Below are 15,771 nucleotides of genomic sequence, written 5' to 3'. Positions count from 1 at the left end.
ACGTTCAACAAGCGAGCAGGCCGAGACCAGCCCGCCCCGCTCCTCGAATCGTGATCCGCTCCGTCAGGGAAAGACTGAGCTCCCTGGGCTGCTTGAGAATCAGAACCTGGCGCGACCCCGGAATTCTGGACAGTCTTCGATGTCATGGCAGGGGAGGCCAATTTTGGGCGTGACGTCGGGACCATGGAACAGCGTTCCTCGTCGTGGTTTGCGTGATCTGATGGACTCGATCAGCTCACAGCGACCGCCCCAAGGCGGCCTTCCCAACTTACAAGGGGGCGGAGGAGTGGGATCTTATCGATCAGAACAGGCCACATCGCGGAGACTTCAATCGGCTCCGCCAGCACTACTCGACTTCAGCGTCGTACTAACCGCATAACCGGGAAAGATCGAACCGAGTCGACCCAGCCGGTCATGTTTGGATCCTGTTTGATCTTCATCCGACAGGCAGAATCGTCACCGTAAGTGGACAAAAGAACAACCACTATCCCGATCACCCGAGTCGTTCTCGATAAAAGTGAGTGGTCCTCACGTTCGCGAACTAATCAAATCAAATGTTCCTCGCAGAATCGCTCTTCTGCCGGAATCGTGCTGTTTCGCACGCTATTTAGGATGCCCACATTCACGCACCCAAGCGAATAACATTATAGCTTTGCAACCAGTTGTCAAGGAGCCACAAAAAAAACAGCCTGAAGTTCGCAGAGTACCAGTGAGTCGCAAAGACTCTATTGTTCAATAATCGACAGGATGCCCAGCCGCCATCACGAAGAAAAAGAGAGAACGTATTTACCGTGGGCAAAGTTGCCAAAACGAATGAGATCAGGACCTTTTCGCACAAATTTCACCCAAAACGTTGTCATTGATCCCAGCCTCCGAGACTTCTCCACGCATCCCAAATCGTCGGGGAGGGTGCGGAATTGGTAACCAACGTGATGAAAGCTGTCGGTTCGAGACACGGGCATTGGCGTTCAACACATAAACGTCGAATTCCAGCGTTCGTACGTCGAATTCCAGCGTTCGTGACCACCGCGGCGATTACCAGCGAATTTCAGGCCATTGTCGGCTCAAATGTTCGCCTCATTGGCGAGAGAGGCTTGCAATCCCGGTTGCCACGCGGGGGAACGTTCGACCGTATCCGTGGCGATCGGGTTTCCCGATTCCCCCTTCGTTGACCTCGGCGGGGCCGGGAACCCGGCCAAGGTGGCCCGATCCGATCGTAGCGTGATTATGGTAGATTGAGTGCGAAGTCCGACGGTGGCGGTAGAGGCCTCCACCGCTCCGCCAATTCAATGGGGACGAAGGAGGACGATCTGAGGGCCGTTAGCGGGCCGGGATCGTCCGTTCGCGTCTCGCCGAGGGAAGACTCCATGTCGACGAAAACGCCGATCGACCGAGGCAAGTGGGTGATCACCGGAGGCGCCGGATTCATCGGCTGCCACGCCGCGGCGCGGCTACACGCGGCGGGACATCGCGTGGTCCTCGTCGACAATTTGTCGCGGCGGGGAGCCGACGCGAACCTGAACTGGCTCCAGTCGCAGGGGGTTGACCAATTCATCAAGGCTGATATCCGCGACGCCTCGGCGATGAAGGACGTCCTCGCTCGGCACGCCGATGCCGACGTCGTCCTCCATCTGGCCGGCCAGGTGGCCGTCACCACCAGCGTGGCCGACCCCCGCGCGGACTTTGAGGCCAACGCCCTGGGAACATTCAACGTCCTCGAGGCGGTGCGAACCGCGGCCGAGGGACGGCCTGCCGTCTTTTATAGTTCGACCAACAAGGTCTACGGCAACCTCGAGCACCTCGAGGTCGCCCTGCGCGATGGCCGCTACGCTTACGCCGATCGGCCCCTCGGCGTCGATGAGGACGAACGGCTCGACTTTCACAGCCCTTACGGCTGCTCCAAAGGGGCTGGCGACCAGTACGTCCGGGACTACGCCCGGATCTACGGGCTGAAGACCGTCGTGTTCCGACAGTCATGCATCTACGGAACGCGTCAATTCGGGATCGAAGACCAGGGATGGATTGCCTGGTTTTCGATTGCCGCGACTCTGGGCAAGCAATTCACCATCTTCGGCGATGGCAAGCAGATCCGCGACGCCCTTTGGGTGGAAGACCTGATCGCCCTCTACCAGCGTGCCTGGGAGCGAATCGATGTCGCCCAGGGGGAAGTCTTCAATGTAGGCGGCGGCCCGTCAAACACGCTCAGTCTTCTCGAACTCGTGACGGCGATCGAGGGGGCGGTAGGCCACCCACTCCATCCTGGTTTCGCCGACTGGCGCCCTGGCGATCAACGCGTCTTCGTCGCCGATATCCGCAAGGCAAAGCGACTGCTCGACTGGTCACCCGAAGTCTCAACGGCCATCGGAATCGAGCGACTGCTCCAATGGGTCCGTGACCACCGCGACCTCTTGAAGTCGGCTGGTCTCGCCTAGGCCATGGGGCACGGTTTTCCTTGATTCCCTTGATGAGCAACCGCGGCTCTGCAAAGGCCCCTGGGTAGCACGGCTTTGTGCTCAACCCGTGCGCAGAAGACCGGGGTTTGGGCTCATGGGGTTGATGATCCAAGAGCCGTTCGCATCTCCGGGCGGCCAGGGTCTCGGCCGCCGGAGCAAAAGCAAAAAAAAGACCGGGGTCAGAGACCCCGGCGACACAGCGAGCTCGGCCTGGGATTCGGGGCAACGACTACCACGCTCACCAGCCGCGCCCCTTTTTGGTTTCAGCGCGGGCCAGGGGCGCTCGGCATGCTGATTCCCCCGCCTCGACCAATGCGTTGGACCGCTAGATTCTGGTTGGGGCCGGCGTTGGGGCGTAAGGTCGGGTAATAGCGAGCCGCCCGGTTGTAATAAATCCCGGGAGCGTTACCGCGTTGCCTTGCGTTCGTCGTCGTCGTGGGATAGATGTGAGGCCGAATCAGACGTTCACGGCCGGATCGGGCGTAAGGACGAAGCGGGTCGGAATCATCTTCGGCAAAGGGATTGGTCGGGTCATAAAGTCCCGACCGATCCGCCGCGGCCGTGAACTGCCGGGCCGCCTGGACAGCGTTGATCGTATCCAGGGGGGTCGACTGCTGGGCGATGGCCGCCTGGTGCGGAAGATAGAATCCGAAATAGGCCTGGAACGGATCCGTCGGAAGCTGAGCGTGAGCAGGGCTCGCCGGCAACAGCAGGAATAATCCGAGTCCGAGCGCTAGACCAAGATATGGACGACCCATAGTCCGCGATCCTCCTGTAAGTTCGATCCGTCCGATTGGGCCGATCCTAACGCACTCTTGATTTTACGAAGGACACCCAAGCGAAGCAAGCGAATGAGACGCCATGTCTGGTGGTATTCGACCGAACGCCGGTCGCCCCTTGGAGGAAAAATCGGAATTTCGAGACGAAGACCACCACGGAGCCCGAAACTTCGGCACAGCCACTCGGTGCGGACCGGTTCCGCTGGAATCGAGCCACCTTTTCAAAAAGACGGCCGCGTTCATCGCACGAGTCGACGGAACGCGTCCTGCTGAATGGAGCATTCCAGGCGTTGGGGGACCGTTCCCGTGTCGAGGGCGTCCCTGATCAGGGAGAAGGTCTCGCGAGCGGCAAGGGCGGTCTGCTCGAGTTCGGCTGGCCCTTGCGCGGCGTTTAAATAAAATGAGGCGTAGCCATGGCACCCGCGCTTCGCCATCTCCTGGATGTAGAGCGTCGTGACCTCGCCCTTGAGCTCCGGGGCGTCGATCGCGAAATCGAGCGATGGATGAACGTCGACTCCCCGGCAGCGCACGTTGAGACCCGACTCGGCGGCGGCCCGGTCGAGAGTCCGTTTCAGCTCTGCGCCGAACCGCCACAACTGGCCGGAGACGTCGCGTCGCCGCGCCTCGCGAATCGTCGTCAAGGCGGCCCGCAGACCGATCGTATCGCTCCAGTAAGTGCTGGAAATGAACATCCGCGCCGACGGCTCCATCACGTCGCGCCGGCCGACGACGGCCGCCATCGGGTAGCCGTTGGAGAGTGACTTGGCAAACACCGCCATGTCGGGAATCACGCCAAGATATTGCTGCGCTCCCCCCATGCCGTAACGCAAGCCCGCGGAGACCTCGTCGAAGACGAGCAAGGCCCCCTGCTCTCTCGCGAGCTTGGCCACGCCTTGGAGATAGCCCGGGGGCGGGGCCTCGGACCGAATCGGCTCCATGATGACGGCCGCAACCTCCCCCCGGTGCCGATCGAGCAGCTCGCCGAGCGAGCTCAAGTCGCCATAGACAAACGGTAAGGCGGTCCCCGCCAGGCCGCGCGGAACGCCGATCGGCTCGATGCCCGAGAACAAGTGGGCGTTCAGGTGGGCATCGCCCGCCAGGTTGGCGGCCAGATACCAGTCGTGCCAGCCGTGGTAACCGCAAAAGAGGACCTTGTCCCGCCCGGTGACCCCGCGTGCGATCCGGATGGCGATGGCGCATGCTTCGCCGCCGCACTTCGCGTAGCGGACCATCTCGGCGCACGGGATGGTTTGCGCCAGCTCCTCGGCCAGTTCGATCTCGAGTTCATGGTTGACCGCGTAGATCGTTCCCAGGCCAATCTGCTCGCGGACGGCGTCATCGACGACCGGATCGGCATAACCGAGCAAGATCGCTCCGATGGCACTGATCCAGTCGATGTACTCGAATCCATCGACGTCCCAGAACCGCGCCCCGGCGGCCCGTGCCGCGTAGACGGGCGAGACCCCGTAAGCCACCCGGTTCGGCCGCCGACTGATCAGTTGTGTGGCCCCTGGAATCCGCTCCATTGCGCGTCGGTACAGGTCCATCGAACAAGGCACTCGTGATTGCGGCATCTTCTCTCCCGATCCCTTTGAGTCCTGAGGGTTCGCGATCGCCGTCGGGCAAGCCCGCCGATCGTAGCCGACGTTGGGCGTCCCCTCAATCGAAAGCACCGAGAACGATGAGGGCCAGGCCGAGCGTGCTCAAGGTTCGACTGGCCAGTCTCCGACCGGAACGAGTGGGTTCATCCCGAGCGTCGTCGAGAACGGCGGCTAGTTGACCTTCTTTGGAAATCCAGTCTAATGCCCATTGCGAGGAAGGAACGCACTTCTCCTCGTTTGGAAATCGGGGAGCGACTGACAGGGAGTTCCCCCATTGAGGGCGATCGACAGCCGAGTGGCACACACCAAAGGTGACTCAGTTCCACAACGCCATGCTCCCTGAACGATCAACCAAATCCTATAATTTCACACACCGGTGTCTGGGGCTCTTCCGGTGGCAAGCTCGGCGTGCCAATGACCGCGATGATCGTCCCGCTCAGCCGATTCACCTCATTTGATCGAGATTTCTCGACTTGAAGGCAAAAGCCCTGTGGATCAAGCGACACGTGAACCAAGTCATCCTTCCGATCGTGACGCTCCGGTCCTGGTGCTCATTCCACTGTTCAACGATTGGGAGGCGCTGGCCGAGGTGCTCCCCCGGCTCGACGCCGCTCTGGCCGCCCAAGGGATGGCCGCCGACATCCTCGTTGTGGACGACGCCTCGGTGGTCGACGCGAGCGCCAATCTGGTCCGCGAGCCGTTTCGCGTGCTTCGACGGCTCGAGATCCTGACCCTCCGGCGGAATCTGGGCCACCAGCGAGCGATTGCCATCGGACTCGCCTACGCGCAAGACCGCATGAACCATGAGGCGATCGTGGTCATGGACGGCGACGGCGAGGATGACCCGAACGATGTCCCGCGACTGCTCGAACGTCTGCGATCCGAGGGGGGGCAAAAGATCGTGTTCGCCGCAAGAACACGCCGCTCCGAAACCTTCACTTTTCGCCTATTCTATCTTCTTTATAAATTGATTCATTATGCTCTGATCGGCCAGGGCGTCCGCGTGGGAAACTTCAGCGCGATTCCAAGACGGCGTTTGAACAGCCTGGTCGTGGTCGCCGAGCTCTGGAATCACTATGCGGCGGCGACCTTCCGCTCTCGCCAGCCCTTCTGCACGATTCCCACGCGGCGGGCGAAGCGGCTCCGCGGTCGCTCGTCGATGAACTTCGTCGGCTTGGTCACGCACGGCCTCAGCGCGATCTCGGTCTACGGCGACATTGTCGGCGTCCGACTTCTGGCCCTGAGCGTTGTCCTGGCCCTCCTTTCACTGACCGGGATCTTTGCCGTGGTGGCTGTTCGGTTCACGACCGCGTGGGCCATCCCCGGGTGGGCAACGCTCGCCGCCGGGCTGTCGTTGATCATGCTCACTCACGCGATCATGATGGCGTTCGTCTTCAGCTTTGTTATCCTGGGGTCACGGCACAACCTGACATTTCTCCCGAGCCGAGATTATGGAATCTTCGTGGACGGGGTCAGGCCATTTCCTCAAGGCGATCGGGCCGCCATCCGTGCCACGGCGTCGGAGCCTGGCGTGTCTCAGAGTGGTGGCAAGACCAATGACAGCCAGTGAATTCAAGTACGTCGGTACGGAGCTGGACCTGTTCGCCGAAGCGACGATCTGGAAGTCGTACGTGCGCCGGCAGGTGTCCCCCTACCTCGGCCGTAAGGTTCTTGAAGTCGGAGCGGGGCACGGCGGAACGACCAGCTTCCTGATCCACGAGAACGCCGAGCGCTGGGTCTGCCTGGAGCCCGACCCCGCGCTGGCCGACCGCTTGGCCCAGTCGATCGCCCAGGGATCGCTCCCGGCCTGCTGCGAAGTCGTGGTCGGAACGCTCGACCAGATCGACGAAGATTCCGGGTTCGACACTCTATTGTACATGGACGTGCTCGAACATATCGAGGATGACCACGCCGAAATGGCTCGCGCGATGGCCCGGTTGCGCCCAGGGGGCCATGTGATCGTGCTCTCCCCGGCGCATCAGTGGCTCTACACTCCCTTCGACAAGGCCATCGGCCATTTCCGCCGTTACACCCGCCGGACCCTCCGCGCCACGGCCCCCCAGGGCCTTTCTCTCGTCAGGCTCTCCTATCTCGACTCGGTCGGCATGCTCGCCTCGCTCGGCAACCGCCTGGTGCTTCAAAGCGCCATGCCCAACGCTCGCCAGATCGCGTTCTGGGATAAGTTCGCAGTGCGGCTCTCCCGCGTAATCGATCCGATCCTCGGCTTCCATCTCGGCAAGTCGGTGCTCGGAATCTGGCGGAAAGACGAAGTATAGGTCGGTCGCAGTGCCGTTCGGTCGCCAATCTGCTACGCGTCCACGCCAGTTCGGTCCGATCAGTAGGCGTCGGCGCTGATAACCTCGCCGCCGGAGCAGGTGGACAGGGCCGGATAGACGCGCCACCGCTCGGCGTTTCCCTTGTAGGGCCCCTTCGGGTCGAAAGTCAAGCCGCGAGGCAGGCCGGTCGTCTGATCGTGGGGCCAGGTATCGATCGAGTCCTTGAGAAAGCGGACCGAGCCGTCGGCGAAGGCGAAGTTGCAGCCGCCGGCATGCAGGCTGGAGGCGCCGCTGATGTAGGCCGAGGTCCTGGCGTCGCCGCTGTTGCCGTAGATCGACGACGACTTGCCGAAGGGGTTCATCGGCCAGAGGGTACAGAAGAGCGTGTCACCGTAGTTGCCTGAGGTCCACCAGTGCCACGATCGGGCCGACTCCTCGTCGAGTAGGCTATGAGCGCGCTCGCCGAAGGCGAGCGTGTTGCTCGTGCCGTCGGTGATCTGAGCCAGGCTGACGGCGCTATTGATATGAAATAGGCCGTTCATGCTCCTCTGCGGGACGGCTTGCTGATCCCAAACGAGGAACCATGTCCCCGCGTTCCCGGCATAGCTCGTGTAGTGCATCGTGACCGCGCCGGGGTCCAAGAGGGTGCCGTCGGGCAGGGACTGGGCCTGGGAGACATTGAAGTCGCTGGGGCACCAGAGCGTACCGATCCCCGTGGCGGAGATCGTGAAATTCGGCGCGTTATACATGTTGAAATTAAAGTTAACCGCGCTGAAGACAGGCTGCTGCCCCATGTGGGGAAGCAAGGAAACGAAGAGGCTTCCCGATGTCGTGTGGGGCCAGCCCGAAGGGTTGGGGAACGACCGCTGGTCCATGAGGCCTTGGGGCAGTGCGTTATGGGCTGCGAGGTAGCTGTGCGCCGCCAACGCGATCTGCTTGAGGTTGTTGCTGCATTGCATGCGACGTGCCGCTTGGACGGCCGGGAGCAAGAGGGCGATCAGAATGGCGATGACCGCGATCACCACCAGCAACTCGATCAGGGTGAATCCGCGGCGACGTGCCTGGCGACATACATGCCCAATCATGGATGTGGACTCCCCAGGAAGGGATTCTCGTTAGTCAGTTTTCCGAACACGGTCCTTGACCGAAAATCTTGCGCCCGAGGGTAGGGATTCTCCGGGATGCTCGGCCTTGACTCAGGGAATCGGTGCGGCAATGGGACCGGGTTGGACGACCTTACCGGCGGGTTTGCTGGTGTGGATCGTGATCGTCCCCACGCCGTTCGACGAGCAGCTCAACCGGATCACGGCCAGGCAGAATGTGACAACGGCCAGCACGGCACCGGACCTCACTTTCTCTCTTCGTGTCAGTAACACGGCTTTGCCACCGCCTCTCCGATCCAGAGCGGAGTCGGGACAGCCGACCGCCACTCGTAACGAATGTCGACACGGTCTCTCGAGCGTCGGTCACGGAACAGTCGGAATGTGCGGGATGGGCCAGGGAGTCCCGTCCCAAATTCGCACGGTCCCGTCGCGGCTGGCTGAGACGAGCTGTCGGCCATCGGGACTGAACGCAACATCGCAGACCGGGGCCTTGTGCCCGCGCAACGTGAGCACTTCCTGGCCCGTGGGCACATCCCAGATTTTCACGGTCCCGTCGTCGCCCGCGGAGGCGAGACGTCCGCCATTGCGGTGGAAAGCGACCTGTCGGACCTGGCTGATATGCCCCTGGAGGACATTCATCTCCGCTCCAGATGCGAGACTCCAGAGCCTGACGGATCGAAAGCCGGCTGCGGCAAGGGTCTTCCCATCGGGACTAAACGCAAGGCCCATGACCGACCTCTGCCCGAAGGTGCGGATGCATTCGCCGGATCTGACATTCCAGACCATGACCCCATCGTTCGCCGCTGAAGCGAGGGATTGGCCATCAGGACTGAAGGCGACACTTGAGACTCCCCGGCTGTGACCACGAAGGCTGTGCAGCTCGGTCCACCTCCTCGTGAGCCCGTCGCATTTCCAGATCTTCAGTTCCACGAAGTCTTTTTGCAGGTCGCCTCCTCCAGCGGCGATCAACTGGCCATCGGGGCTGAACGCAACGCTCCAGACGACCGTCACGCGTGAGAGAAGGGTCAACGCCAATCGGCTCGTCGCCGAATCCCAGACCTCCACCCCACCCGGCGGTCCTGGCCGGTTCGAATCTCCACATGCCGATGCAATCAGTCCATTACGGTTGAATGCCAGACCCCAGATCGGGTCGTCATGCACGCGGGGGGTCCCTCGGACCCGGTAGTCGGATCGGTCCCAGATTGTGACCGTGCGGTCGAGATTCGCGGCAGCCAGGCGCCCGCCATCCCTACTGAAGGCAACGCGAGTAAACCAGTTGCGACCTGCTCCGCCGAGGATTCGGGCGAGAGGCGCCTGCGCCGCGTCCCAGATCTTCACCGTCTTGTCATCGCCGCCCGAGGCGATGTCCTTCCCATCAGGGCTATAGGCCACGCAGTTGACCATGTTCTCGTGACCCTTGAGGACGAGAAGAATCTCTTCGGTCTCGGTATCCCAGCCCCTCAAGGTGCCATCCTCACCGGCCGACACGAGTCGCTTGCCGTCGGGGCTGAACACCACGCCGACGACGAACTGAGTGTGTCCGCGGAGGGTAGAGAGCTCAACGCCCGTCTCCGTGTCCCAGATCCTCACGGTCCGGTCCGAACCGGCAGAGGCAAGCCGTCGGCTATCCGGTGAAAAGGCGACGGAGTTTACGCTGCCCGTGTGCTTCTTGAGCGTATGGACCACTTGCCAGGTTGAGGTGTCCCAGATCCTTACCACGCCGCGCGGTTTCTTGAGAGGAAACTCGTAACGGGTCCCGGTGGCTGCGGCGAGGTATCTCCCATCACGGCTGAAGGCGACGCTCGTGAATCCTTCCGTCTCATCCTTTAGCGTCTTGATCCCATCACCCGTTCCCAGGCTCCAGACTTGTACCGTTCCGTCCTCGCCCGCCGAGGCGATACGTCCTCCGTCGGAGCTGAACGCAATGGACCAGATGATTCCGACGTGAGCGGGAATGATGAGTTCTTTGCGCCCGGTCTCTGCGTTCCCGATCCAGAGCGCTCCCGGTTGCCCTTGCTTCCAGTCACCCGCGGCGAGTCGCTTGCCGTCGGGACTGAAGGCCACCGAGGTGACCGAACCGGTGAGTCCGTAAGGTCGTCCGAGTCGCTGCTGGGTCCTTGCATCCCAGACGATCACGCCATCGTGCATACTGGCGGCGGCGATCTTCCGGCCATCGGGGCTGAATGCGACACCGAAGACGGGGTTGTTGAATTCTGAGATCTCCTTGAACTCGGAGTGGCATACCCGCTTGAGATAATCCCATTCCCAGCCGCGGTACTCGGTCGGGATCCCGTCGAGAAGTTGTTCGGCCCGACCCGCATTGTTGTCCTGCAACTCGCGCTCCGCGAGGACCATCCGATGGAAGGAGTAGGCCCGCTCCAACCGCATGTTCATCACAGAGAAGGTCGCAACTCCGACCACGGCCAGTACGGCAATGCCGGTGGTCGCAAGCAAGCCGGCCGCCGCCGGGTTCCGCCGGCACCACCGCCAGGCTCGCTCCGGCAGCCGGCTCCGACGGGCCACGATCGGCTTGTCCGACAGGAAGTTCCTCAGGTCCGCCGCCAGCGCCTCCGCCGTCGCGTACCGCTCGCCGGGTTCCTTTGCGATGGCCTTCAGCACGATCGTTTCCAGGTCGCGGGGGACCTTGGGGTCGTGCCGGCGCGGCGGGGGTGCGGGGTCGTGGATCACTTGGTCGATCAGCTTCGCACGCGTCAGCGCGTCGTAGGCCGGATGCAGCGTGAGCAGCTCATAAAGGGTCATGCCCAGGCTGTACACGTCGCTGCGGCGATCGGACCACCCATCGAATCGCTCGGGAGCCATGTACCGCAAGGTGCCGACCACATCGCCGGTCTCGGTCGGGCCCTCGATACCTTCCAACTTGGCCAGGCCGAAGTCGGTAACCCAGACGTGGCCCTCGACATCCAGCAGCAGGTTGGACGGTTTGATGTCGCGATGCAGGACGCCTTGCTGATGGGCGTGGTCCAGTGCCTCGGCCACCTGGACCACCAGGCGGGCGACGGCGCGGTAGTAATCCGACGCCGTCGGATGCGAAAGCACCGACCCGTCACCCCGACCGGACGGGGGCCGGCTTGCGGAGCGGGCTGGCTCAGGGGAGGCCTGCCCCGCGCCGTCCCCGGCCGCGGTCACATCGCCCGGGTGCCCGTTCGCCGACGCATTGGCCTCCAACACCCCGTCTTGGGTCGTCACGAAACGTCCGGACAGGAGCGAACGTGCCACGGCGACTGAACCATTGTCCTCGCCCACAGCCCCGTTTCCGGCCGCCGGGGCGGATGCCAGCCCGCGGTCTCGCAGACGCCGCAGATCCGCGAGGATGGCATCGAGGCCATGCCCGGGGATGTATTGCATCGCATAATAGGGCACGCCCTCGTGTTCACCGACGGCGTAGATCGGCACGATGTGCGTGTGGTGCAGTCGTGCCGCTGAGCGTGCCTCCAACCGGAACCTCTCCATTTGGACCGCGTTGATCCGACCGTGTAAGGGCAGAATCTTCAAGGCGACGTGGCGGCCCAGCGACTCCTGCACAGCCTCACAAACCACGCCCATGCCGCCGCGTCCGATCTCGCGGAGGATGCGATATTCGCCCAGTTGCTCCAGCCGGGCCAAGCCGATACCGCTGACCTCGCGGTCGAACGAGCCGGTTTGCGCTTCGCCTTTGGGCTTGAGTCGTTCCATCACCAGCAGGGCAGGGAAGACCTCCTGAATACGTGCGGCCCACTGGGGATACTGCTTGAGGTATTCGGACATCGCGGGCCGATCACCGCGGCGTTGACGATCGACAAACTCTTCCGCAAGGCGTTCGACGGGGTCACGGTCTCCAGAGGAAGTCGAGTCAGGCATCGAGGGTCCCTCATGGGGGGGGACCACCAGCGGACATGGCGGTGGCCCTGAAAAGGGGGACGGATCAGTACTCGAGGAAGCCGGGAATGCTTGACAACGACTCCTTGAGACGAAGCAAGGCCCTCATGTAGCGATTGCTAGCCGCCGATTTGGAGAGGCCGAGCACCTGGGCAGTCTCGCCGTTGCTCAGTTCCTCGAAATGGCGGAGGGTCAGGACTTCGCGGTCGATGGGATCCAATGAATTGAGAACATCCTGGAGACGGACCTGCATTTCGGTCCGCCTCGCGGCGTGGGTCGGAGAGGTAAGCTGCCCCAGGAGCATTGCCGCCAGGGAAATCGAGCTGGCCTGCGGCAGCGAGCCTCGATGCAGCGAGACCTCCTGGCCGGCATTTCGTATCTGGGCGCCAAGATGCCTGCGATGTAGCGCGAGCAGCTTCTCGCCCGTGATCCAACGGAGCCATAGAAATACAGGCATCGCGGGTTTGCCCACGTACTCCTGTGCACGCCTGGCCACCTCAATGTAAGCCTCCTGGAGCACATCGGAGGGATCGAGCCGGCCCTGAAGCCTGCGATCGAGACGCAGCTTGATCATCAGCCGCAAACGGCCGCGATAACGCGCGAATAGCTCAGTCAGCGCGCGATCATCACCGCTTTCCACGCGTAGGATCAGTGCCTGAGTCTCACTCGAATCGCTCGCCATCGCTGGTTCCATGGAAACTGAACTGCGAGTCGGGGTCGATTGTCCACAAGCCGATCTTTTTTTTCCTGAGATGCATCGGCCGGATCGCTGCCGGCGACGGAGCGGTTCCAGCGGGGAGTCGGGGAGCGGGCCGCGATGACGGAGCGACTCCGGCTCTGATGCACATCCTCTCCTGAGGATGGGTGTCATCGCCGGCGATGCCCTGCCGTCCGAGGCTCACCCCACTCTACGTCAGACCCTTCTGAAAACCAAACATCTTGATTCCGCACATAGTTCGCGCGGCAGGCGTCTTGAAAGTTGGTGGAATCTTTGTGCAGCAGAGAGGAATCGGTGACTGCTGAGGAAAACCTGATGCCGGAACGGGAGCCCCACCATGCCCTCCGCACCCCTGCCACCTGAGCAGTAAGCCGAACTCGAACAGTTTACTCAAGCCATTCGCGAGGCTATCGACCACGCGTCGATTCCAAACCGCAGCGATCCTCGATCGGGCAGAGCCGGAGCGACTCCTCCAGGCCAGAGGAGACCGCCGGAGCGGCCACGCTCCCCGACTCGACGGCCTCGAGCGTTTCGACACGCCCCAGTTCCGCAACGTGTTCAATTCGCTGCTTGATCGAGGTGTGCTCACCCGCCTCCGGCACTGCCACCAGACCCGCCGCGAGCGAGTTCAGGGGCCTGGGAGAACGAGTGCAATGCGTGTCCTTGTCGTCAGACAGAGATATCGCTGTAGGATTAAGTTGTCACCGCGCACAGGGAATTCCGGCCGGGGCACGCTGAAAACGGCGCAGCCCAGAGTCGGCTCGATCCTCTTGGGACCAGGTTCCGGCCGATAATTCCGGACAACACGGTTCTGATGCCGGAGCCGTCCTGCGCGGGGAGATCGAGCGAAAGGTGGTTGAAACCGTCGTAGTGGAGCGAAGTTAGGCCGATCGTAGGCCGAATACGATTAGGGCGAACGACCTTACTGCCGCGGTGTTTGCTCCCTCGTTTTGATGACGAACCCGTACAATTGTGTTGCGAAGATTGCAACTCAAGGGTTCAACGGGCATGATTAAGTCCTGGTCTGTTTCCACTTCCGAGCGAGAATTGCGGGAAACCGAGTGACTCTTTGAGGCTTCAGGACCAAAGCTGAATTTGTTCGCCCAGAGAAATGGAGGTGCTTAATGGCCTTGGACTTCACTAAATTTGTCCGGCTTCTCGTGATCGCCAACCTGGCGACACTCATCGCGCCGACCTTGTCAAAGGCACAAGTTGACCCGACCGATCCGAGGGGCCTGTACGAATCCTACGGACCCTTGGAACGTCCCGCCTCGGTGCCGAAGGAGAATGAGTTCCGTCGCCGGATCCCGGAAAGCACAAAGTCTCGGTTCGCTCCCCATTTCCGTGGTTATATGGGAGAAACCGGAACGGAAGGGTTTGGTGACACACTCTCCGGCGTGAAAGGACGCGGCGGGTTGCGATCGTCTTATGATTTTGCAGACGGTCTCGAAAACGAGAATGAAAAAGGGTTCCAGTCAGCGCGGGTCTCGAGCCGGTTCGGTGACAAAGAACGCGACACGCGCCGCGATGCCTACCGAGAGTACTTGAAAGAACGTGATCCTGCGAAACGAGCCCAACTCTATCGTGAATACCTGGGAAAGAATTCCAACTCTCAGTCAACCGAAGACCGTTCCTTGCGCCGTGATACAACGAATTCTTCACAAGCTCCCTCGATGATCGAGCCTCCTGGCTTTGGCATGAACCGGGTCGGCTCGATCGGCAACAGAGCGGCCTCGTCCTCCACTTCGTCGAGCCTTCCAGCGCCCCGGGCCAGCCTTTTTTCTTCGTCGTCCCGTGGTGCGAAGACGCAGACCCCTGCGGGCCTCTTTCGGAGGAGTGATGAGCCGGCGACACAGAAATCGACCGGCTCCCCTTCGCGTCGACCGTCGCCCCGCTCCTCGGAAACTGGCGGACAAGGTTTTGAGAGCGATCGCGATCGCTGATCTTGAATTGAGTGGCTCAGAGCTTTCGCAGCCGCCCCCTCTCACTTCAAGGGCTGCGAAAGCTTCGGAACCTCCCAAGGGGAACCGCCCCCCCCCTCATCGAACGCCTCAGGACTTCAGGCCCATCTCCTGCCGGAGCGTCTTCGCGGCCTCGAGATAACGAGCGTAAGCGGCCTCGTCCCGGCGGCAACTGAGCCCTTTGAAGACCATGGCGAAGCTGCGACGATGGCGCGTCGCGGAACGGTTGGCGTCGGCTCGATGGATCGTGTCGCCGTGATGGATCACCACGTCTCCCGGCTGCAACGGCACGGCAACCTCGTCCGCCCGATCGGCGTCGCCGTAGTCGGCAACTTCCTGGGAGAAGCCAAGCGTCGAGGTCCGCCGATGAGGGCGGATCCCCCGGCGTTGGGAACCGCGGACGTACCGCAAGCAGCCGTTCTCCTCATCCACCGGGTCAAGCGCCAGCCAGACTGTCAGAACCTGTGGCGGCCGCAGGCAGAAATAGAAGTTATCTTGATGCGGCGGCGTGACGTGGTGGGTCCCGATCGGCTTGTTGAACCACTCGACCCCGTCGGCGTGGGCCGGTTCCCCGAGCAGCCCCTCGGCGATCGCCTTCCAGGCGGGGTGGTGGCGGTAGTCGGCGAAAAACGAGTCCTGCTCCATCCGCTGCAACTGCTTGAGGGTCTCGGGCCTGCTCCTGTCCTCGTAGAAGGCGTCGGCATCCGGCAACCCGGGGACAACCTCGCGGATGTAGCGATCGACATGATCTCTCAGTTCGGCGAACTCGCCGGGGGAGAGCCACTGACGCACCACCACGAACCCATCCTCATCATAACGAGACTTGTCAATCTCGGCGGTCATGGGGAACTCCCGAAGGGAAGTGGATCACCAGTCGCTCACGGGACGCCCTCGTGTCCCCTTGAAAACCAGGCCCCGTGAGGCATCCGGCGAGTTCGTGAGTGGACGTCGAGGGTCGAGCCGTGGGTTCAACGTGCCGCTCCGCCGAGCCGGGCCGGACGAAA

11 protein-coding genes are annotated in these 15,771 nt (G+C 62.1%); 3 read left to right on the top strand and 8 right to left on the bottom strand.

The features are described 5' to 3' along the window. The first annotated feature begins 1,367 nt into the window (after nt 1-1,367). On the top strand, nt 1,368-2,432 hold the full coding sequence (locus V5E97_RS09055; protein ID WP_406699001.1) for an SDR family NAD(P)-dependent oxidoreductase: 1,065 nt from the start codon (nt 1,368-1,370) through the stop codon (nt 2,430-2,432). 284 nt (nt 2,433-2,716) lie between these two features. Here V5E97_RS09055 and V5E97_RS09050 read toward each other — a convergent pair whose 3' ends face one another. Beyond that, complete coding sequence (locus tag V5E97_RS09050) at nt 2,717-3,211, bottom strand: hypothetical protein (RefSeq protein ID WP_406699000.1); 495 nt, start codon at nt 3,209-3,211, stop codon at nt 2,717-2,719. A gap of 260 nt (nt 3,212-3,471) precedes the next feature. Further along, on the bottom strand, nt 3,472-4,779 hold the full coding sequence (locus V5E97_RS09045) for an aminotransferase class III-fold pyridoxal phosphate-dependent enzyme (RefSeq protein ID WP_406698999.1): 1,308 nt from the start codon (nt 4,777-4,779) through the stop codon (nt 3,472-3,474). A 601-nt stretch (nt 4,780-5,380) separates the two neighbouring features. Between V5E97_RS09045 and V5E97_RS09040 the strand changes: the two genes are divergently transcribed. Together V5E97_RS09040 and V5E97_RS09035 are read left to right on the top strand one after the other, a co-directional pair. Next, nucleotides 5,381-6,403 carry a glycosyltransferase gene (locus tag V5E97_RS09040; RefSeq protein ID WP_406698998.1) on the top strand — a complete coding sequence of 341 codons (1,023 nt, stop codon included), beginning with the start codon at nt 5,381-5,383 and terminating at the stop codon, nt 6,401-6,403. Further along, entirely contained in the window at nt 6,390-7,109 is a 720-nt protein-coding gene (locus V5E97_RS09035) for a class I SAM-dependent methyltransferase (protein ID WP_406698997.1), read from the top strand. The genes V5E97_RS09040 and V5E97_RS09035 overlap by 14 nt, the downstream gene beginning before the upstream one ends. Nucleotides 7,110-7,168: 59 nt before the next feature. Here V5E97_RS09035 and V5E97_RS09030 read toward each other — a convergent pair whose 3' ends face one another. From V5E97_RS09030 to V5E97_RS09005, 6 genes are all read right to left on the bottom strand, one after another. Further along, nucleotides 7,169-8,194, bottom strand: a complete 1,026-nt coding sequence (locus V5E97_RS09030; RefSeq protein ID WP_406698996.1) for a DUF1559 family PulG-like putative transporter — start codon at nt 8,192-8,194, stop codon at nt 7,169-7,171. A 111-nt stretch (nt 8,195-8,305) separates the two neighbouring features. After that, a complete protein-coding gene (locus V5E97_RS09025; protein WP_406698995.1) occupies nt 8,306-8,461 on the bottom strand; it encodes a hypothetical protein in 156 nt (51 codons plus the stop codon). 114 nt (nt 8,462-8,575) lie between these two features. After that, nucleotides 8,576-12,070: a WD40 repeat domain-containing serine/threonine protein kinase gene (locus V5E97_RS09020; RefSeq protein WP_406698994.1), complete on the bottom strand. Its 3,495-nt coding sequence runs from the start codon at nt 12,068-12,070 to the stop codon at nt 8,576-8,578. Nucleotides 12,071-12,134: 64 nt separating this feature from the next. Continuing rightward, a complete protein-coding gene (locus V5E97_RS09015) occupies nt 12,135-12,770 on the bottom strand; it encodes a sigma-70 family RNA polymerase sigma factor (protein WP_406698993.1) in 636 nt (211 codons plus the stop codon). A 443-nt stretch (nt 12,771-13,213) separates the two neighbouring features. Then, a complete protein-coding gene (locus V5E97_RS09010; RefSeq protein WP_406698992.1) occupies nt 13,214-13,414 on the bottom strand; it encodes a hypothetical protein in 201 nt (66 codons plus the stop codon). A gap of 1,443 nt (nt 13,415-14,857) precedes the next feature. Then, a complete protein-coding gene (locus V5E97_RS09005; RefSeq protein WP_406698991.1) occupies nt 14,858-15,610 on the bottom strand; it encodes a phytanoyl-CoA dioxygenase family protein in 753 nt (250 codons plus the stop codon). Nucleotides 15,611-15,771 lie beyond the last annotated feature (161 nt).

Origin of the sequence: Singulisphaera photorubra (assembly GCF_045290345.1) — a bacterium.
In the GTDB taxonomy this organism is placed as follows: Bacteria; Planctomycetota; Planctomycetia; order Isosphaerales; family Isosphaeraceae; genus Singulisphaera.
The sequence above is the reverse complement of the archived record's forward strand: the minus strand, read 5'-3'. Positions and strand labels throughout refer to the sequence as shown.

What these genes read in the sequence shown, in the direction of transcription:
- V5E97_RS09055 (WP_406699001.1), top strand. Translation starts at nt 1,368, where the DNA reads ATGTCGACGAAAACGCCGATCGACCGAGGCAAGTGGGTGATCACCGGA.
- V5E97_RS09050 (WP_406699000.1), bottom strand. Translation starts at nt 3,211, where the DNA reads ATGGGTCGTCCATATCTTGGTCTAGCGCTCGGACTCGGATTATTCCTG.
- V5E97_RS09045 (WP_406698999.1), bottom strand. Translation starts at nt 4,779, where the DNA reads ATGGACCTGTACCGACGCGCAATGGAGCGGATTCCAGGGGCCACACAA.
- V5E97_RS09035 (WP_406698997.1), top strand. Translation starts at nt 6,390, where the DNA reads ATGACAGCCAGTGAATTCAAGTACGTCGGTACGGAGCTGGACCTGTTC.
- V5E97_RS09030 (WP_406698996.1), bottom strand. Translation starts at nt 8,194, where the DNA reads ATGATTGGGCATGTATGTCGCCAGGCACGTCGCCGCGGATTCACCCTG.
- V5E97_RS09020 (WP_406698994.1), bottom strand. Translation starts at nt 12,070, where the DNA reads ATGCCTGACTCGACTTCCTCTGGAGACCGTGACCCCGTCGAACGCCTT.
- V5E97_RS09015 (WP_406698993.1), bottom strand. Translation starts at nt 12,770, where the DNA reads ATGGCGAGCGATTCGAGTGAGACTCAGGCACTGATCCTACGCGTGGAA.
- V5E97_RS09005 (WP_406698991.1), bottom strand. Translation starts at nt 15,610, where the DNA reads ATGACCGCCGAGATTGACAAGTCTCGTTATGATGAGGATGGGTTCGTG.